Origin of the sequence: Frigoribacterium sp. Leaf44 (assembly GCF_001421865.1) — a bacterium.
In the GTDB taxonomy this organism is placed as follows: Bacteria; Actinomycetota; Actinomycetes; order Actinomycetales; family Microbacteriaceae; genus Frigoribacterium.
Genome location: NZ_LMLG01000001.1, coordinates 1,171,264 through 1,188,684 on the forward strand (window position 1 = coordinate 1,171,264; position 17,421 = coordinate 1,188,684).

General features: G+C 68.7%; 19 protein-coding genes. 10 read left to right on the forward strand and 9 right to left on the reverse strand.

Annotated features, from left to right (window positions below):
• Positions 1 to 18: 18 nt before the first annotated feature.
• Positions 19 to 987, reverse strand: a complete 969-nt coding sequence (locus ASE87_RS05350; protein ID WP_235472197.1) for a heme A synthase — start codon at positions 985 to 987, stop codon at positions 19 to 21.
• A gap of 299 nt (positions 988 to 1,286) precedes the next feature.
• Here ASE87_RS05350 and sufB point away from each other — a divergent pair, with 299 nt between their 5' ends.
• From sufB to ASE87_RS05375, 5 genes are read left to right on the forward strand one after another with little or no spacing between them, the layout of a single operon-like run.
• On the forward strand, positions 1,287 to 2,705 hold the full coding sequence (gene sufB / locus ASE87_RS05355; RefSeq protein ID WP_043595088.1) for a Fe-S cluster assembly protein SufB: 1,419 nt from the start codon (positions 1,287 to 1,289) through the stop codon (positions 2,703 to 2,705).
• Positions 2,706 to 3,932, forward strand: a complete 1,227-nt coding sequence (gene sufD / locus ASE87_RS05360; RefSeq protein WP_056226497.1) for a Fe-S cluster assembly protein SufD — start codon at positions 2,706 to 2,708, stop codon at positions 3,930 to 3,932. It abuts the gene before it with no gap.
• Entirely contained in the window at positions 3,932 to 4,264 is a 333-nt protein-coding gene (locus ASE87_RS05365; RefSeq protein WP_082059966.1) for a non-heme iron oxygenase ferredoxin subunit, read from the forward strand. The genes sufD and ASE87_RS05365 overlap by 1 nt, the downstream gene beginning before the upstream one ends.
• A 13-nt stretch (positions 4,265 to 4,277) precedes the next feature.
• Positions 4,278 to 5,063 carry a Fe-S cluster assembly ATPase SufC gene (sufC, locus tag ASE87_RS05370; RefSeq protein ID WP_056226500.1) on the forward strand — a complete coding sequence of 262 codons (786 nt, stop codon included), beginning with the start codon at positions 4,278 to 4,280 and terminating at the stop codon, positions 5,061 to 5,063.
• Between the two features lie 2 nt (positions 5,064 to 5,065).
• Positions 5,066 to 5,398 (forward strand): metal-sulfur cluster assembly factor, encoded by a 333-nt coding sequence (locus ASE87_RS05375; protein ID WP_043594998.1) that lies wholly within the window; start codon positions 5,066 to 5,068, stop codon positions 5,396 to 5,398.
• A 96-nt stretch (positions 5,399 to 5,494) separates the two neighbouring features.
• Here the strand turns inward: ASE87_RS05375 and ASE87_RS05380 are convergent, their stop codons facing one another.
• Complete coding sequence (locus ASE87_RS05380) at positions 5,495 to 6,100, reverse strand: biotin transporter BioY (RefSeq protein WP_056226504.1); 606 nt, start codon at positions 6,098 to 6,100, stop codon at positions 5,495 to 5,497.
• Between the two features lie 148 nt (positions 6,101 to 6,248).
• Between ASE87_RS05380 and ASE87_RS05385 the strand changes: the two genes are divergently transcribed.
• A complete protein-coding gene (locus tag ASE87_RS05385; protein ID WP_043594996.1) occupies positions 6,249 to 7,847 on the forward strand; it encodes an ABC-F family ATP-binding cassette domain-containing protein in 1,599 nt (532 codons plus the stop codon).
• 47 nt (positions 7,848 to 7,894) lie between these two features.
• Here ASE87_RS05385 and ASE87_RS05390 read toward each other — a convergent pair whose 3' ends face one another.
• From ASE87_RS05390 to ASE87_RS16635, 3 genes are read right to left on the reverse strand one after another with little or no spacing between them, the layout of a single operon-like run.
• The gene (locus ASE87_RS05390; protein WP_056226507.1) at positions 7,895 to 8,746 is read right to left on the reverse strand and encodes an SURF1 family protein; all 852 of its coding nucleotides are present in this window, start codon (positions 8,744 to 8,746) and stop codon (positions 7,895 to 7,897) included.
• Positions 8,743 to 8,979 carry a hypothetical protein gene (locus tag ASE87_RS05395; RefSeq protein ID WP_056226509.1) on the reverse strand — a complete coding sequence of 79 codons (237 nt, stop codon included), beginning with the start codon at positions 8,977 to 8,979 and terminating at the stop codon, positions 8,743 to 8,745. Before ASE87_RS05395 ends, ASE87_RS05390 begins: the two co-directional genes overlap by 4 nt.
• A complete protein-coding gene (locus tag ASE87_RS16635; protein WP_052505244.1) occupies positions 8,979 to 9,353 on the reverse strand; it encodes a DUF3099 domain-containing protein in 375 nt (124 codons plus the stop codon). The genes ASE87_RS05395 and ASE87_RS16635 overlap by 1 nt, the downstream gene beginning before the upstream one ends.
• Before the next feature lie 205 nt (positions 9,354 to 9,558).
• Here ASE87_RS16635 and fabG point away from each other — a divergent pair, with 205 nt between their 5' ends.
• Positions 9,559 to 10,269, forward strand: coding sequence for a 3-oxoacyl-ACP reductase FabG (fabG, locus tag ASE87_RS05405; protein WP_056226512.1), 711 nt, complete (start codon positions 9,559 to 9,561; stop codon positions 10,267 to 10,269).
• A 60-nt stretch (positions 10,270 to 10,329) separates the two neighbouring features.
• On the opposite strand, the gene serB is transcribed toward fabG, so the two are convergent.
• Positions 10,330 to 10,968 (reverse strand): phosphoserine phosphatase SerB, encoded by a 639-nt coding sequence (gene serB, locus ASE87_RS05410; protein ID WP_056226515.1) that lies wholly within the window; start codon positions 10,966 to 10,968, stop codon positions 10,330 to 10,332.
• Positions 10,969 to 11,021: 53 nt separating this feature from the next.
• Positions 11,022 to 12,263 carry a glucose-1-phosphate adenylyltransferase gene (locus ASE87_RS05415; RefSeq protein ID WP_043594991.1) on the reverse strand — a complete coding sequence of 414 codons (1,242 nt, stop codon included), beginning with the start codon at positions 12,261 to 12,263 and terminating at the stop codon, positions 11,022 to 11,024.
• Between the two features lie 47 nt (positions 12,264 to 12,310).
• On the opposite strand from ASE87_RS05415, the gene glgA reads away from it, so the two are divergent.
• The 3 genes from glgA to ASE87_RS05430 all read left to right on the forward strand — a co-directional run bounded on the left by glgA (position 12,311) and on the right by ASE87_RS05430 (position 14,658).
• A complete protein-coding gene (glgA, locus tag ASE87_RS05420; RefSeq protein WP_056226905.1) occupies positions 12,311 to 13,495 on the forward strand; it encodes a glycogen synthase in 1,185 nt (394 codons plus the stop codon).
• A gap of 10 nt (positions 13,496 to 13,505) precedes the next feature.
• Positions 13,506 to 14,291 carry an ABC transporter ATP-binding protein gene (locus ASE87_RS05425; RefSeq protein WP_056226517.1) on the forward strand — a complete coding sequence of 262 codons (786 nt, stop codon included), beginning with the start codon at positions 13,506 to 13,508 and terminating at the stop codon, positions 14,289 to 14,291.
• 118 nt (positions 14,292 to 14,409) lie between these two features.
• Complete coding sequence (locus tag ASE87_RS05430; protein ID WP_043594989.1) at positions 14,410 to 14,658, forward strand: type B 50S ribosomal protein L31; 249 nt, start codon at positions 14,410 to 14,412, stop codon at positions 14,656 to 14,658.
• A gap of 186 nt (positions 14,659 to 14,844) precedes the next feature.
• Here the strand turns inward: ASE87_RS05430 and ASE87_RS05435 are convergent, their stop codons facing one another.
• Both ASE87_RS05435 and treS read right to left on the reverse strand, forming a co-directional pair.
• Positions 14,845 to 15,567, reverse strand: coding sequence for a 3'-5' exonuclease (locus ASE87_RS05435; protein ID WP_056226907.1), 723 nt, complete (start codon positions 15,565 to 15,567; stop codon positions 14,845 to 14,847).
• Between the two features lie 54 nt (positions 15,568 to 15,621).
• Positions 15,622 to 17,361, reverse strand: coding sequence for a maltose alpha-D-glucosyltransferase (gene treS / locus ASE87_RS05440; protein ID WP_056226520.1), 1,740 nt, complete (start codon positions 17,359 to 17,361; stop codon positions 15,622 to 15,624).
• Positions 17,362 to 17,421: the final 60 nt, after the last annotated feature.

Consider the following 17,421-nt stretch of genomic DNA (forward strand, 5'->3'; position numbering starts at 1 on the left):
GGCACCGGGTCGCGTCGATCAGGCGCGGACGGCAGCCGCCTCGACGATCGGTTCGACCTCGTCCGGGGCCTGGTCGTTGCGCAGGGACAGCACGACGGCGGTCGTCGCGGCCACGAGCAGCGCGGCCAGCACCATGTGGCTGCCGACGAGCAGGGGCGGCAACCCCGTGCGCGCCTGGGTGATGCCGACCGCGATCTGGACCAGCTCGACGCCGAGCAGGGCGAGGGGGAAACGGCGGGGGAGGTCTGCCCGCAGCGTCCAGGCGACGACGGCCAGGGTCAGGGCGAGGGTGGCGTACGCCGGCCAGCTGTGGACGTGGTCCATGATCGCCGGGTCGAGACCGTTGCGGGGAGTGGCCGCGTCACCGGCGTGCGGGCCGGAGCCGGTCGTGAGGACACCGACGATCACCGTGACGCCGACGACCGCCGCCGTCACGTGGACGAGCCGTCCGTAGCCTCGCGGCGTCGCGGCGTGGCGCCCCCGGGGGCCGCGATACACCCGCCAGAGCAAGGTCGTGGTCAGTGCGACGAGGACGATCGAGACGACGAAGTGGGCCCCGACGATGTAGGGGTTGAGCCCGGTGAGGACGGTGATCCCCCCGAGCACGGCTTGGAAGGGGATGCTCAGGCCCTGGACGAGGGTCAGCCAGAAGAAATCGCGCCGGACCGTGCGCATGCGGAGCACGAGGAGGAACGCGAGGATGACCACGAGGGTGAGCACGAAGGTGAGCAGACGGTTGCCGAACTCGATGACGCCGTGGACACCCATCTCGGGCGTGCTGACGAACGAGTCGGCGGTGCAGCGGGGCCAGGTGGGGCAGCCGAGTCCCGATCCCGTGAGGCGCACCGCGCCACCTGTGCCGATCAGCAGCACCTGACAGACGAACGACGCCCAGGCGATGAAGCGGACCCGACGGTCGACGGTCGTGGGGAGCCACGACCAGGCTCGGTTCAGGACTCCGGTGGCGCCCACCTGTGCGTTGCTCACGACTTGCTGCCTTTCGTCACTTTCGGCGGTCGGCCCTGTAGAATCAACGGGTTCAGGAACACGACCCGGCAGGGTGTCGACGGAGACATCCGAAGACCGTGAGATCCGCAGAAGCGGTGAACGGCCTTCAACACCAGTCTAAGCAACGCCACCTGACGACTCGATCACGTCGAGCGTCGTCCGGCGAGGCGACGACAGCCGGTGTGTTCGACTCGCAGGGCGAGCAACCGGGCTGCTCCACCACCCGGGGAATGCCGTTCGGCCGACCCGTGTTCGGTCCGGCAGAGAAAGAGGTAGTCATGTCAGACGTGTTGATCGATCGACCCGAGCTCGCGAGCCTGGGGCAGTACGAGTTCGGCTGGTCCGACTCCGACTCCGCGGGCGCCTCGGCGCGCCGGGGGGTGTCACCCGAGGTCGTCACCGACATCTCGAACCTGAAGAGCGAACCCGAGTGGATGCTCAAGAACCGTCTCAAGGGGCTGACGCTGTTCGAGCGCAAGCCCATGCCGACGTGGGGCGCCGACCTGTCGGGCATCGACTTCGACAACATCAAGTACTTCGTGCGTTCGACCGAGAAGCAGGCGACCACCTGGGACGAGCTTCCGGACGACATCAAGAACACCTACGAGAAGCTCGGCATCCCCGAGGCCGAGCGCAACCGCCTCGTGGCGGGCGTCGCCGCCCAGTACGAGTCCGAGGTGGTCTACCACCAGATCCGCGAGGACCTCGAGCAGCAGGGTGTCATCTTCATGGACACCGACACGGCGCTCCGCGAGCACCCCGAGCTCTTCCAGGAGTACTTCGGCACCGTCATCCCCGCCGGTGACAACAAGTTCGCCGCGTTGAACACGGCCGTGTGGTCCGGTGGTTCGTTCGTGTACGTCCCCAAGGGCGTCCACGTCGAGATCCCGCTGCAGGCGTACTTCCGCATCAACACCGAGAACATGGGCCAGTTCGAGCGGACGCTGATCATCGCCGACGAAGGCAGCTACGTCCACTACATCGAGGGCTGCACCGCCCCGATCTACAAGTCCGACTCCCTTCACTCGGCCGTGGTCGAGATCATCGTGAAGAAGAACGCCCGTGTGCGTTACACCACGATCCAGAACTGGTCGAACAACGTCTACAACCTGGTCACCAAGCGCGCGATCGCCCACGAGGGCGCGACGATGGAGTGGATCGACGGCAACATCGGCTCCAAGGTGACGATGAAGTACCCGTCGATCTACCTGGTCGGCGAGCACGCCAAGGGCGAGACCCTGTCCGTCGCCTTCGCGGGCCCCGGTCAGCACCAGGACGCCGGCGCGAAGATGATCCACATGGCGCCCTACACCACGTCGTCGATCGTGTCGAAGTCGATCGCCCGAGGCGGCGGTCGCGCCGGTTACCGTGGCGAGGTCCGCGTCGACGAGGCCGCCCACCACGCGGCCAACACGGTGCGCTGCGACGCCCTGCTCGTGGACACGATCTCCCGTTCCGACACCTATCCCGCCATCGACATCCGCGTCGACGACGTTCAGCTCGGTCACGAGGCCACGGTGTCGCGAGTGAGCGAAGAGCAGCTCTTCTACCTCATGTCGAGGGGCATGGCCGAAGACGAAGCGATGGCCATGATCGTCCGTGGCTTCATCGAGCCCATCGCCCGCGAGCTCCCGATGGAGTACGCGCTCGAACTCAACAAGCTCATCGAGATGAGCATGGAAGGATCAGTCGGCTAGATGTCCGCCGCAGCACCCACCACCACACCAGAGTCCACCACCGAGCCGGGCGTTCAGCACGGCGCCGGTGCCCACAGCGACGGCGGCTGGGGCCTCGTGCCCGTGCAGACGCGTTCCGAGCGGTTCACCTCGGTCGACCCCGCGGCGTTCCCCGACGTGACCGGTCGCGAGGTGGACTGGAAGCTCAGCCCGGTGTCGCGCCTCCGTCCGTTGATCGACGGCGACCTCGACGGCTCGCCCTATGCGTACCTGGCTCGAGAGACGCCCGGCGCCACCGTCGAGTGGATCGACCGCAGCGACTTTCGGGTCGGCACGGCCGGAACGCCCGAGGACAAGGCCGCGGCGAACGCGTGGGCGAGTGCCGAGAAGGTGCTGGCCGTCACGCTCGAGGGTGACGAGCCGTCGGCGATCACCATCGGACGCTCGGGTCTCGATCGTGAGCCGCGGGCCGGCCACACCCTGATCCACGCCAAGGCGAACAGCCAGGCCATGGTCGTCCTCCGCAACACCGGGTCGGCGCAGTTGGTCGAGAACGTCGAGATCGTCGTCGACGAGGGGGCGCACCTCACCGTCGTCACCCTGCAGGAGTGGGACGACGACGCCGTCCACCTCGCGAGCCACCACGCCCGCATCGGTCGGGACGCCCAGCTCAAGCACTTCGTCGTCAGCCTCGGCGGCTCGGTCGTCCGGGTCAACCCCTCGGCCCACCTGGCCGAGCAGGGCGCCGACGCCGAGCTCTACGGCGTCTACTTCGCCGATGCCGGCCAGCACCTCGAGCAGCAGGTCTACGTCAACCACGACGCTCCCAAGACACGGAGCCGCGTCAACTACAAGGGTGCCCTCCAGGGTGCCGGTGCCCGGACCGTGTGGATCGGTGACGTGCTCATCGGTCGGACGGCTCCCGGAACCGACAGCTACGAGCAGAACCGCAACCTGGTGCTGAGCGAGGGCACGCGCGCCGACTCGATCCCGAACCTCGAGATCGAGACCGGCGACATCGAGGGCGCGGGTCACGCCAGCGCGACCGGTCGCTTCGACGACGAGCACCTGTTCTACCTGCAGTCGCGCGGCATCTCCGAGCACGAGGCCCGTCGCCTGGTGGTGCTCGGCTTCCTCGTCGAGGTCATCCAGAAGATCGGTGACGCCGACCTGCAGGCTCGGCTCGTGGACGCCATCGAGGTCGAACTGGCCGCGGGCGAGGCGACGTCGACCGAGACGGTCGCCTGATGGCCACGAAGGTCTGCGGCGTCGACGACGTCAGCCCCTCCCAGGCGCACCGCGTCGTCGTCGACGGCGTCGCGATCGCCGTCGTGAAAGACAGTGCCGGCACGATCCACGCGATCGGCGACACCTGCACCCACGGCGACATCTCCCTCTCCGAGGGCTTCGTCGAGGACGACACCCTCGAGTGCTGGGCCCACGGCTCCAAGTTCGAGCTCACCACCGGCAAGCCGCTCACGCTGCCCGCCTACGAACCCGTACCGGTCTTCTCGGTCTCCGTCATCGACGGCGAGGTGTACGTCGACACCACCTCGACCTCCACCGGCGCCGCACAGTAAAGGAACAGAACGCATGTCCACTCTCGAGATCCGCGACCTCAAGGTCAGCATCGACACCGACGCCGGCCCCAAGCCCATCCTCAAGGGCGTCGACCTCACCATCAACGAGGGCGAGATCCACGCCGTCATGGGCCCCAACGGCTCGGGCAAGTCCACCCTCGCCTACACGATCGCCGGCCACCCCCGCTACAACGTCGACGGGGGCTCCATCCTCCTCGACGGTCGTGAGGTGCTCGAGATGAGCGTCGACGAGCGCGCCAAGGCGGGGCTCTTCCTCGCCATGCAGTACCCCGTCGAGATCCCCGGCGTCACGGTCTCGAACTTTCTCCGCACGGCCAAGACGGCTCTCGACGGCGAGGCTCCGGCCATCCGCGGCTGGATCAAGGACCTCCGTGAGTCGATGAACGCCCTCAAGATGGACTCGGCCTTCGCCGAGCGCAACGTCAACGAAGGCTTCTCGGGTGGCGAGAAGAAACGACACGAGATCATGCAGCTCGAGCTCCTCAAGCCGAAGTTCGCCGTCCTCGACGAGACCGACTCCGGTCTCGACGTCGACGCGCTGAAGATCGTGTCCGAGGGCGTCAACCGTGCCAAGACCAACACCGGGCTCGGCTTGCTGCTCATCACGCACTACACGCGCATCCTGCGCTACATCAAGCCCGACTTCGTCCACGTGTTCGTCGACGGTCACGTCGCCGACGAGGGTGGGCCCGAGCTGGCCGACCGCCTCGAGAACGAGGGCTACGACCGGTACGTCACGGCAGCCGCCGCCGAGGCCGCCGCGACCCCGGCGGTCTGACCGTGGCCGTCGCACTCAGCCCCGAGAAGTTCGACCAGACCATCGAGGCACTGAAAGAGGTCGTCGACCCCGAGCTGGGCGTCAACATCGTCGATCTGGGGCTCATCTACGACCTCGCGATGGACGAAGAGCACGAGAACGCGCTCATCATCAGCATGACCCTGACGAGCGCCGGCTGCCCGTTGACGGACGTCATCGAGGGCGACACGGCCAATGCCCTCGACGGTGTCGTCGACGCCTTCCGCATCAACTGGGTGTGGATGCCGCCGTGGGGTCCCGATCGCATCACGGACGACGGTCGCGACATGATGCGCGCCATCGGGTTCTCCATCTGAATCCCGCCCGTCGGAACGACGACGAAGCCCCGCCCCTCCGAGAGGGGCGGGGCTTCGTCGCGTGTCCTCGACGATCACGCCGGGGAACGGAAGGCGCTAGTCACCGATGCGCTTCAGCGCACGCCAGGCGAGGGGCAGGGCCGCCGCCGCGATCAGCCACTTGGCGATGCCGCCGACGATGAACGGGTACAGGCCGGCCGCGAGGACGCTCGGCAGGTCGTTCGGCAGACCCAACGACCCGAGCACGACGGCCAGGTAGGGGAGGCCGACGGCGAAGGGGATCAGGCTCGCCAGGAAGAAGGCCGCCGCCGATCGCCACCACTTCTTGTCCCAGTCCCGCTCGGAGAGCCAGCCGATGACGGCCGCTGCGACGACGAACCCGATGACGAACCCGAAGCTCGGCTTGAGGACGCTGAGGGGTCCGCCCGAGAACTCGGCGAAGATCGGCAAGCCCGCGACACCCAGCACCAGGTAGGTGGCCAAGGAGAGCGCCCCGCGACGGGCGCCGAGGGAGGCGCCGACGAGCATCACACCGAGCGTCTGTCCGGTGACGGGCACCGGCCAGAGCGGCACCTGCACCTGCGCGAGGGCCGAGACGACGGCGACTCCACCGAGGACGAGGGCCACGTCGGTGGCGGCGCCCCGGGCCACCAGACGGTCGGCGAGGACCGGCCGTGAGGTCGATGCGGCAGTGTTCGTCATGGGGACTCCTAGAATGGGTAGGTTGATCGGCCGAGCGGCTGGTCGGCAGCGCAGTGCTGCGACCCTCTCCACACGACGTCCCCATCCTATGGGCGGCCCCCTTCCGGGCCCCGTTGTGGACTCCTCACCAATCGATTGGACATCTGCTGTGCTCTCCGTGCACGATCTCGAGATCCGCGTCGGCGCGCGCCTCCTCATGGCCGACGTCTCGTTCCGGGTCGACCGGGGCGACAAGATCGGCCTCGTCGGCCGCAACGGCGCAGGCAAGACGACCATGACCAAGACGCTGGCCGGCGAGACCCTCCCGACGGGCGGCAAGATCGAGCGCTCCGGTGAGATCGGCTACCTCCCGCAGGACCCCCGCAGTGGCAACCCCGAAGACCTCGCCCGGACCCGCATCCTCGACGCCCGGGGTCTCGGCCAGTTGCTGCTCGGCATCCAGGAAGCCACCCTCGCCATGGGTGACCCGGATCCCGACGTCGCCGCCCGCGCCATGAAACGCTACGGCGATCTCGACGACCAGTTCAACGCCCTCGGCGGGTACGCAGCCGAGGCCGAGGCGGCCTCCATCGCGAGCAACCTCAGCCTGCCGGACCGCATCCTCGACCAGCCCCTGTCGACGTTGTCGGGTGGTCAGCGACGGCGCATCGAGCTGGCCCGCATCCTGTTCTCGGCCGCCGACACGATGATCCTCGACGAGCCCACGAACCACCTCGACGCCGACTCGGTCGTCTGGCTCCGCGAGTACCTGAAGACTTACCAGGGCGGCGTCATCGTCATCAGCCACGACATCGAACTCGTCGAGGAGGTCGTCAACCGCGTCTTCTACCTCGACGCCAACCGCCAGGCCATCGACGTCTACAACATGGGGTGGCGCAACTACCAGCGGCAGCGTGCCGCCGACGAGGAGCGCCGCAAGAAAGAGCGCTCGAACGCCGAGAAGCAGGCCTCGGCCCTGCAGAAGCAGGCGGCCCGGTTCGGTGCGAAGGCGTCGAAGGCCGCTGCGGCTCACCAGATGGTGGCACGAGCCGAGAAGCTCCTCTCCGGTCTCGACGAGGTCCGCGCGGTCGACCGCGTGGCCAAGCTGCGATTCCCGACGCCGGTGGCGTGCGGCAAGACGCCCCTCATGGCCTCGAACCTGTCGAAGAGCTACGGTTCGCTCGAGATCTTCACCGCCGTCGACCTCGCCATCGACCGTGGCTCGAAAGTCGTCATCCTGGGCCTGAACGGTGCCGGCAAGACGACCCTCCTGCGCATCCTCGCAGGGGTCGACGCTCCCGACACGGGGCAGCTCGAGCCGGGCCATGGGCTGCGGGTCGGCTACTACGCCCAGGAGCACGAGACCATCGACGTCAAGCGCAGCGTGCTCGAGAACATGGTGTCGTCCTCGCCGAACATCACCGAGATGGAGGCTCGACGGGTGTTGGGCTCGTTCCTCTTCACGGGCGACGACTCGGCCAAGCCGGCCGGTGTGCTGTCCGGCGGCGAGAAGACACGGCTGGCTCTGGCGATGATCGTCGTCTCGGGCGCGAACGTCCTGCTGCTCGACGAGCCCACCAACAACCTCGACCCCGCGAGTCGCCTCGAGATCCTCGACGCCCTGAGCAACTACGAGGGCGCCGTCGTCCTCGTGAGCCACGACGAGGGCGCCGTCGAGGCCCTGAACCCCGAGCGCGTGCTGATCATGCCCGAGGGCACCGAGGACCACTGGACCCCGGACTACTCCGACCTGATCAACCTGGCCTGACACACCACGGGCTCGCCCGGGTCACCAGTGCCCGGGCGACGGTCCTGTCAGCGGCACGCGCCGTCGAGGATCTCGTCCTCGACGTCGTTGTCGTGGCGGGGCCGGGCGTCGCGACGACGCTGCCGCTCGGCCTCGCGCTCGACGAGTTCGTCGTCGTCGGCGTTCTGGTTGCGGTACTCCTGTCGGAAGACGTAGAACAGGAAGCCGAAGGCTCCGACCGCGAACATCAGCCACTGGACGAAGTACGACAGGTTGAGGCCGGTGTCGACCTCGGGCTTCGACGACGGCACGGGTGCCGTGGCCGGCGCGGGGCTCTCGCTGACGACCAGACCGTAGGCGCTCGAGTAGACGGGCTGCCCGACGCGGGATTCGACCTCGCTGAGTTGGATGGTCGCGATCTGGTTCGTCCCGGGAACGCCCGTCCGGTCGCCCAGCGCCGGTTCACCCGGTTTCAGGCGCGCGACCACCGTGACGTCGCCCGAGGGAGGCGCGGGCACGACATCGGGGGAGTCCTGCGCATTGCCGGTCGGCACCCAGCCACGGTCGACGACGAAGATCTGGCCCTGCGTGGTGCGGAACGGCACGAGGACCTCGAAGCCGGGCTGCCCGTTGAGCGGGCGGTTGCGCACCAGCAACTCGTCGTCGGTGAGGTAGCGCCCGGTCATCTCGACCGGCTGCCACTCTTGAGCGGCGTCGTAGGACGACAGTTCGGGCAAGGCCTGCTGCAGGGGGATCGGATCGGCGTCGTAGGTCTGCTCGAGCTGGTGCACGACCGCGAGCTTCTCATCGTGCCGCGACCACTGCCAGTGGGCGAGGAACACGCAGATGATCGCGAAGACGACGGCGACGGCGAGGTAGCCCAGCCATCTGCGCGAGAGGGCGAAGCGGATGTTCGTCACCGCGCCTCCGTTCCGACCTGTTCGACGACCTCTGACACCCCCGTCACGACGACTGGGAAGTCACGTGCCACGAGGAACTCACGCAGGAAGTCGACGTGCTCGTCGCACGCCGACCACACCTTGACCCGATCGATGCCGTGGATCTTGGGGTTGCGCCAGTGGACATTATGCCGTGCCTCGGCTCGACAGGAGGCGCGAGAGCACTGCACGCCGACGGGATCGAGGCCGAGCATCAGGCGCTCCGCCGATCGTGATCCGCCTCGCCGGGCGCGTCATCGGACGAGGCGGCGGGGCCGGCAGGACCCGCGTCGCCGTCGACCACGGTCGGCCGGAACGGCGCCTGCGGCTCGCGGTAGAGCTCGATGCCGCCCGGGCTCTCGACGGCGTCGCCCGCCTCGTGGCCCACGTTCGCGAAGACGACGGCGATGTAGGGGATGACGACGGCACCGATGACGGGCAACAGGGTCCACCAGCCGAGGGGGAAGACGAAGCAGAGGGCGATGCAGACCAACCTGATGCCCATCGCCACCAGGTACTTGACCATGCGGGAGTGCCGGTCGTCGGTGGGGGAGGGCGGGAGGGATGTGATCGTGTTCGAGGCCTTCACGGGGCACACCTCGATGTCGGGAAGAGGGCGGACGCACCACGGACGGGTGCCGGACGGGACTCGGGCACGAGACGTCCGGGGGAGCGCCTCGATCCTAAGACCCGGGTCCGACAGTAGGCTGGTCGGCGGCCTGCCGATCACAGGTTCGCCGTGAGTCCGCCGCACCGAGCGGTGGCCGTCGAGATCGCCCACGAAGGGACCACCCATGACCACGCCCCGCACCGTCCTCGTCACCGGCGGCAACCGAGGCATCGGCTTCGCCATCGCCGAAGAGTTCGTCGCCCAGGGTCACCGCGTCGCCGTCACGGCCCGCAGCGGGCGGGGCCCCGAGGGGACGCTCACCGTCGTCGCCGACGTCACCGACGCCGACTCGATCGACGCGGCCTTCACCACGGTCGAGGCCGAGCTCGGGCCGGTCGAGGTCGTCGTCGCCAACGCCGGCATCACGAAGGACGGTCTGCTCATGCGCATGACCGAGGACGACTTCACCGCGGTCGTCGACACCAACCTCGGCGGCGCCTTCCGCGTCGTCAAGCGGGCGTCCAAGGGCATGTTGAAGGCCCGCTTCGGCCGCATCGTCCTCGTGTCGAGCGTCGTCGGTCTCTACGGCGGCCCGGGCCAGGCCAACTACGCCGCCTCGAAGGCGGGCCTGGTGGGCTTCGCCCGCTCGCTGACCCGCGAGCTCGGGGCCCGCGGCATCACCGCCAACGTGGTGGCCCCGGGCTTCGTCGAGACCGACATGACCGCCGTCCTGCCCGAGGCGCAGCAGGCCGAGTACAAGAAGAGCATTCCCGCCGGCCGGTACGGCACCACGGCGGAGGTCGCGAAGACGATCACGTGGCTCGCGGGCGACGACGCCGCCTACATCTCGGGGGCCGTGATCCCGGTCGACGGCGGCCTCGGCATGGGCCACTAGGTCCGACCACGCAGGAGGCGCGGGTCGTCCCCTCGAGGGACGCCCGCCTCCCGCCGCGGGTCAGCCGCGCAGTCCGAGCAGGGGCAGCAGCTGAGAGAGGTCGTTCGTTCCGACGACCACGTCGGCTCGCTCACGGACCCGCGGCTTGGCGTTGAACGCGACCGAGAGCCCTGCCACGGCCATCATCTCGAGATCGTTGGCCCCGTCGCCGACGGCGACGGTGTGCGCGAGGCCGACCCGCGCCTCCTCGGCCCACGCCCGCAGGGCGACGGCCTTGGCGTGGGCGTCGATCACGGGGCCGGAAACCCGTCCGGTCAGCCGGCCGTCCCGCACCTCGAGGCGGTTGGCGCGGCGGAAGTCCAGGCCCAGGTCGTCGGCCAGCGGGTCGAGGGTCTCGTGGAATCCGCCCGACACGACGCCGACGAGGCCGCCCGCGGCGTGGACGCCGTCGAGGAGTTCACGGACGCCGCGCGTCGGCGTGATGCGCGAACGCACCTCGGCGAAGACGGACTCGGGCAAGCCCTCGAGCGTCGCGACGCGCTCGGCCAGGCTGGCAGCGAAGTCGAGTTCACCCGCCATCGCCCGAGAGGTGACGTCCTCGACGCGCTCTCGCGAACCCGCGGCGTCGGCCAGCAGCTCGATCACCTCGTCCTCGATCAGGGTGGAGTCGACGTCGAGGACGATGAGGAAACGCGGCACGCCGACAGCCTAGGGCCGTCGGCGCACCGCGCCTCTCGTGTGACCTCGGACGACTACTGGTCGACGCGGACGCCCTTGCCGACCACCGTGATGCCGGACGGCGTGACGGTGAAGCCACGGGCCCGGTCGGCCTCGGGATCGACGCCGACGGAGGCCCCGGCCGCGATGACGACGTCCTTGTCGAGGATCGCCCGGTTGACGACGGCGTTCGGGCCGACGTGCGCCCGCTCGAAGACCACCGAGTCGACGACCCGCGAGCCGCTGTCGAGGGTGCACCAGGGGCCCAGGACGCTGCGCTCCACGTGCGCCCCCGAGAGCAACGAGCCCAGCGACACGATCGAGTCGATCGTCGTTCCGAGGTTGCCGTGGCCGTCACGGACGAACTTCGCCGGGGGAGAGTTGAGCTGCTGGCTGAAGATCGGCCAGTCGGTGTTGTAGAGGTTGAAGATCGGCAGGGCCGAGATCAGGTCGCGGTGCGCGTCGTAGAACGAGTCGATGGTGCCGACGTCGCGCCAGTAGTAGCGGTCGCGCTCGGTCGCCCCGGGCACCTCGTTGCGGTTCAGGTCGTAGACGGCCGCGTCGCCACGGGACACGAAGTCGGGGACGATGTCGCCGCCCATGTCGTGGTTCGAGTCGGGCTTCTCGCCGTCGCGCAGCACGGCGTCGATCAGGACGTCCGCGTCGAAGACGTAGTTGCCCATGGACGCGAGGATCTCGTCGGGGGAGTCCGGCAGACCCGTGGCGTCCGTCGGCTTCTCGAGGAACCGGCCGATGCGGGTCGGGTCGTCGGAGTCGACCTCGATGACGCCGAACTGGTCGGCGAGGGAGATGGGCTGACGGATGGCAGCCACGGTGACCCCGGCGCCCGAGGCGATGTGCGCCTCGATCATCTGGGAGAAGTCCATGCGGTAGACGTGGTCGGCGCCGACCACGACGACGATGTCGGGCTTCTCGTCACGCAGCAGGTTGAGGCTCTGCAGGATGGCGTCGGCACTGCCGGCGAACCAGCGCTTGCCGAGCCGCTGCTGGGCCGGGACCGAGGCGACGTAGGCGCCGAGCAGGCCCTCGATGCTCCAGGTCTGCGACACGTGGCGGTCGAGGCTGTGCGACTTGTACTGCGTCAGGACGACGATCTGCCGAAGACCCGAGTTGATCAGGTTCGACAGGGCGAAGTCGACGAGGCGGTAGTTGCCACCGAACGGGACAGCGGGTTTCGCGCGGTCGGCGGTCAGCGGCATCAGGCGTTTGCCCTCGCCACCAGCCAGGACGATGCCGAAGATCTTCTTTGATGCCATGGGGCCAGAATGGCACGATTCGCGGTCGCACGACTACGGTGAACCACGTGCGAGTCGATGTCATCACCAAGGAATACCCGCCCAACGTCTACGGGGGCGCGGGCGTCCACGTCGTCGAACTCGTCAAGGCCCTGCGTCAGGGCGTCGAGGTGCAGGTGCGGGCGTTCGGTGAGGTCGACTCCGAACCCGACACGACCGGGTACCCCGACCTCCCCCAGCTCGACCAGGCGAACGCCACCCTGCGCACCCTGGGAGTGGACGTCACCATGGCCCAGGACGTCGCCGGAGCCGACGTCGTCCACAGCCACACCTGGTACGCGAACGCGGCCGGCCAGCTGGCCCAGATGCTGCACGGCGTCCCTCACGTCCTGACGGCCCACAGCCTCGAACCGCTCCGGCCCTGGAAGGCCGAACAGCTCGGCGGCGGCTACCGCGTCTCGAGCTGGATCGAGCGCCAGGCCTACGAGACCGCCGACCGCGTCATCGCCGTCAGCGACGGCATGAGACGCGACATCCTGCGCTCCTACCCGTCGATCGACGAGTCCAAGGTCCAGGTCGTCTACAACGGCATCGACCTCGAGGGGTGGCAGCGCGTCGACGACGCCGAGCTGGTCCGGGGCCTGGGCATCGACCCCGATCGCCCGTCGGTCGTCTTCGTCGGTCGCATCACCCGCCAGAAGGGCCTCCCGTACCTGTTGCGCGCGGCCAAGCTGCTGCCCGCCGACGTGCAGCTCGTGCTCTGCGCCGGGGCGCCCGACACACCAGAGATCATGGCCGAGGTCACGGGCCTGGTCCGCGAGCTCCAAGAGGAACGCACCGGGGTCGTCTGGATCGACACCGTGCTGCCCCGTCACCAGCTCAGTGCGGTGCTGAGCGCCGCCACCACCTTCGTCTGCCCGTCGGTGTACGAACCCCTCGGCATCGTCAACCTCGAGGCGATGGCCTGCGGCGTTCCCGTCGTCGGGTCCGACACGGGCGGCATCCCCGAGGTCGTCGCGGACGGTCTGACGGGCCGGATCGTGCCCCTCGACCAGGTGCAGGACGGCACCGGCACCCCGGTCGACCCCGACCGCTTCGTGGCCGACCTGGCGGCCACCCTCACCGAGGTCGTCTCCGACCCGGCACTCGCCCGCCTCATGGGACGAGCCGGCCGCATGAGGGCCGAAGAAGAGTTCTCGTGGTCGCGGATCGCCGAGCAGACGCTGGGGATCTACGAGGGACTGCTCAACTAGGCTGAGGACCATGCCTACCGTCCTGCAGCTCACCGATGTCTCGATCGTCCGAGGCGGCACCGCCGTCGTCGACAAACTGACCTGGACGGTCGACTCCGACGAGCGTTGGGTCGTGCTCGGCCCGAACGGTGCCGGCAAGACGAGCCTGCTGCAGGTCGCCGCCGCGCAGAGCCACCCGTCCTCGGGCGAGGCCAGCATCCTCGGCTCCGACCTCGGCTCCGTCGACCTGTTCGACCTACGGCCGCGCATCGGCTTCGCCTCGACGGCCATCGCCCGGCGCATCCCGGCTAAGGAAAAGGTCGTCGACGTCGTCCTGACGGCCGCCTACTCGGTTACCGGGCGCTGGAACGAAGAGTACGAGGGCGTCGACGTCCGTCGGGCGCACCGCGTGCTCGACGAGTGGAAGCTCGACCACCTCGCGGACCGTACCTTCGGCGAACTGAGCGACGGCGAGCAGAAGCGGGTCCAGATCGCGCGCTCGGTTATGACCGACCCCGAGCTGCTGTTGCTCGACGAGCCGGCCGCCAGCCTCGACCTCGGCGCCCGTGAAGAGCTGCTGCAGATGCTGTCGGGCTACGCCTCGTCCGAGGGTGCTCCGGCCATCGTCATGGTGACCCACCACGTCGAAGAGATCCCCAGGGGATTCACGCACGCCCTGCTGCTCGACCACGGCTCCGTCGTGGCCGCCGGTCCGCTCGACGAGGTCATCACCGCCGAGACCCTCGGCGCGACCTTCGGCGTCGAGCTGCGGGTCGAGTCCGACGGGGGCCGGTACTCGGCCCGCGCGGCCGGCTGACCCGCGCCTCCTACGATCCAGGCCGTCGGTCTGGTATCGTTGACAGCTGGTCCGCAGCGTCGCTGCGCGTGCCTCCTGAACTCACCATCATCACTCGTTCGCTAGACCTAGGACAATCATGAAGACCGACATCCACCCCGAGTACAAGCAGATCGTCTTCCGGGACCTCGCGTCGGGCGCCACGTTCCTCACGCGCTCCACCACGACGAGCGACAAGACCATCGAGCTCGACGGTGAGACCTACCCGGTCATCGACGTCGAGATCTCGTCCGAGTCGCACCCGTTCTACACGGGCAAGCAGCGCATCCTCGACTCGGCCGGTCGCGTCGAGAAGTTCAACTCGCGCTACAAGAACTTCGGCAAGTAGGCTTCGGCCCGCAACCCTGTCAGAGGCGGTCCACTTCGGTGGGCCGCCTCTTTCGCGTACCCGGGCGGACACGCCTCGGGTGGGGACGCCCCGGGTGGGGACGCCCCGGGTGGGGACGCCACGGCGGGACACGTGGAGAGCACGAGAGGCCGGGTGGACCCGAGGGGACTCGGGGCACGACCCCGTTCAGGCGAACGGGAGCGGGCGGTGCGGCCAGTCACCGTGAGCGGTGAAGGTGGGGTCTTTCGCACGTCGCATGTACTGCTGGAAGCTCTCGGCCTGCGTCGAGCACCAGCCGACCTGGAGGTCGTGCAGCTCGGTGACGGGCACGTCGAGCCGGTCGGGGTACCGCTTGGCCATGGCCTGGGCAACGCGACCCGCGGCGATCGCGTCGGCCCCGGCGTCGTGCGCGTCGTCGAGCGACACACCGTAGACCGCGGCGGCGGCCTCGAGGGTGCGCTTGCCCTTGCGATAGGTGTCGACGGCCTTGTCGATGACGAGGGGGTCGACGACGCAACCGATCTCGCCGACCTCGCCCAACGGCTCGACGCCGTGGCGGCGGGCCTCGCGGTCGAGCAGGGTGAGGTCGTACGGCGCGTTGTAGACGACCAGCGGTACGCCGCGGGCGAAGACGGCCCGGATGGCCGCGACGATCTCGGCCACGACCTCGGCGGCCGGACGCCCCTCGGCGCGGGCCTGTTCGGTGGAGATGCCGTGCACGGCACTGGCCTGCTCGGGGATCTCGACGCCCGGGTCGGCCAACCACTCGCCGTGCGCGACGGTGGCCCCGGTGGCGTCGATCAAGCCGACGTGGGCGGTCACGATGCGGGCCGTCTCGACGTCGATGCCGGTGGTCTCGAGGTCGAAGACGCCGAGCGCCTGCCACCAGGCGGCCGGCGGCTCGCCCACGGCCGCGAGGTCGGGAGCGGTGCCGGTCGTCTCGGTGTCAGTCACCCTGCGAGTTTAGGAGGCGCCACCGACAGCGGATGCCGCCGCAGCAGGCACGTCGCCGACGTGCAACCAGAAGAACGCCTGCGTCCCGAGGGTCAGCGTGACCTTCCCCTCGTCGTCGAACGAGGGGAACTGCGCTCCACCGAACAGGTCGAACAACGTGCGTCCGGCGAACTGCGGGGCCACGATGTCGACCGAGGTCGGGTTGTGACCGAACGAGAAGACGCAGAGGATGTCCTCGGCCGAGTCGCCGAACTGCGTCCCCGCCCCTTCGTACGAACGGACGAACGACAGGACGGACTCCTGGTTGGTCTCGAGCACCTCGAGGGTGCCGAGGCCGAAGGTCGGGTGGGCCTTGCGCACGTGGATGACGTTGCGCACCCAGTGCAGGAGTGACCGTGACTGCGCCAGCTGGCTCTCGACGTTCACCAGGTTGTAGTTGTAGACGAGCGACTGGACGACGGGCAGGAAGAGCTTGCCCGGGTCGGCGGTCGAGAAGCCGGCGTTGCGGTCGGGCGTCCACTGCATGGGCGTACGGGACGAGTCGCGGTCCGGCAGCCAGATGTTGTCACCCATGCCGATCTCGTCGCCGTAGTACAGGAACGGGCTGCCGGGCAACGAGAACAACAGAGCGTGCACGAGTTCGAGTTCGGCACGTGAGTTGTCGAGCAGCGGGGCGAGACGGCGGCGGATGCCGATGTTGGACCGCATGCGCGGGTCGTAGGCGTACCAGCCGTACATCGCCTGCCGGTACTCCTCGCTGACCATCTCGAGGGTGAGCTCGTCGTGGTTGCGGAGGAACACCGCCCAGGCGGCCCCCGGCGGCACCTCGGTGGTCTCGGAGAGGATGCGCTTGAGCTCGTCGGCGCTCTGGGCGCGGAGCGAGTAGAAGATGCGCGGCATGACCGGGAAGTCGAAGGCCATGTGGCACTCCGGCTCGTCCTCGGTGCCGAAGAACGCCGCCGTCTCGGCCGGCCACTGGTTGGCCTCGGCGATGAGCACGCGTCCGGGGAACTCTTCGTCGACCATCGCGCGCAGGCGCTTGATCAGGTCGTGGGTGGCCGGCTCGCCCTCGCCGTTTCCCTCTTCGGTCTCGAACAGGTAGGGGATCGCGTCGAGCCGGAGGCCGTCGACGCCCATCGACAGCCAGTGACGGACGACGTCGAAGACCGCCTCCTGGACGGCGGGGTTCTCGAAGTTGAGGTCGGGCTGGTGCGAGAAGAAGCGGTGGAAGAAGAACTGACGGCGTACCGGGTCGAACGTCCAGTTGGACTCTTCGGTGTCGACGAAGATGACGCGGATGTTCGAGTACTCCTCGTCGGTGTCGCGCCAGACGTAGAAGTCGCCGTAGGGACCCTCGGGGTCTTCGCGGCTCTGCTGGAACCACTCGTGCTGGTCGCTCGTGTGGTTCAGCACCATGTCGATGACGATGCGCATGTTGCGCTCGTGCGACTTGGTCACGAGGTCGCGGAACTCGTCGAGCGTGCCGAACTCGGGCAGGATCGCCTTGTAGTCCTGGATGTCGTAGCCGCCGTCGCGCAGGGGCGACTGGAAGAACGGCGGCAGCCAGAGGGCGTCGACGCCGAGCCACTGCAGGTAGTCCAGACGGGTGAGCAGACCTTGCAGGTCACCCGCTCCGTCGCCGTTGCTGTCGACGAACGACCGCACCATCACCTCGTAGAACACCGCCCGGCGGTGCCAGTTGGGGTCGAGGGTCAGTCCGGGCTGCTGGATCGGGGCAGTGAAGCTCACCCGCCCACCCTACGGGCGCGCGACCCGGGGCGCGCACTCCGCCCAGCGCGTCGCTCGTAG

Excerpts from the sequence above, each read along its gene's own strand:
- ASE87_RS05365 (WP_082059966.1), top strand. The coding sequence starts at position 3,932 with ATGGCCACGAAGGTCTGCGGCGTCGACGACGTCAGCCCCTCCCAGGCG.
- ASE87_RS05425 (WP_056226517.1), top strand. The coding sequence starts at position 13,506 with ATGCCTACCGTCCTGCAGCTCACCGATGTCTCGATCGTCCGAGGCGGC.
- ASE87_RS05415 (WP_043594991.1), bottom strand. The coding sequence starts at position 12,263 with ATGGCATCAAAGAAGATCTTCGGCATCGTCCTGGCTGGTGGCGAGGGC.
- ASE87_RS05380 (WP_056226504.1), bottom strand. The coding sequence starts at position 6,100 with ATGACGAACACTGCCGCATCGACCTCACGGCCGGTCCTCGCCGACCGT.
- sufB (WP_043595088.1), top strand. The coding sequence starts at position 1,287 with ATGTCAGACGTGTTGATCGATCGACCCGAGCTCGCGAGCCTGGGGCAG.
- fabG (WP_056226512.1), top strand. The coding sequence starts at position 9,559 with ATGACCACGCCCCGCACCGTCCTCGTCACCGGCGGCAACCGAGGCATC.
- ASE87_RS05430 (WP_043594989.1), top strand. The coding sequence starts at position 14,410 with ATGAAGACCGACATCCACCCCGAGTACAAGCAGATCGTCTTCCGGGAC.
- sufD (WP_056226497.1), top strand. The coding sequence starts at position 2,706 with ATGTCCGCCGCAGCACCCACCACCACACCAGAGTCCACCACCGAGCCG.
- ASE87_RS05395 (WP_056226509.1), bottom strand. The coding sequence starts at position 8,979 with ATGCTCGGCCTCGATCCCGTCGGCGTGCAGTGCTCTCGCGCCTCCTGT.
- sufC (WP_056226500.1), top strand. The coding sequence starts at position 4,278 with ATGTCCACTCTCGAGATCCGCGACCTCAAGGTCAGCATCGACACCGAC.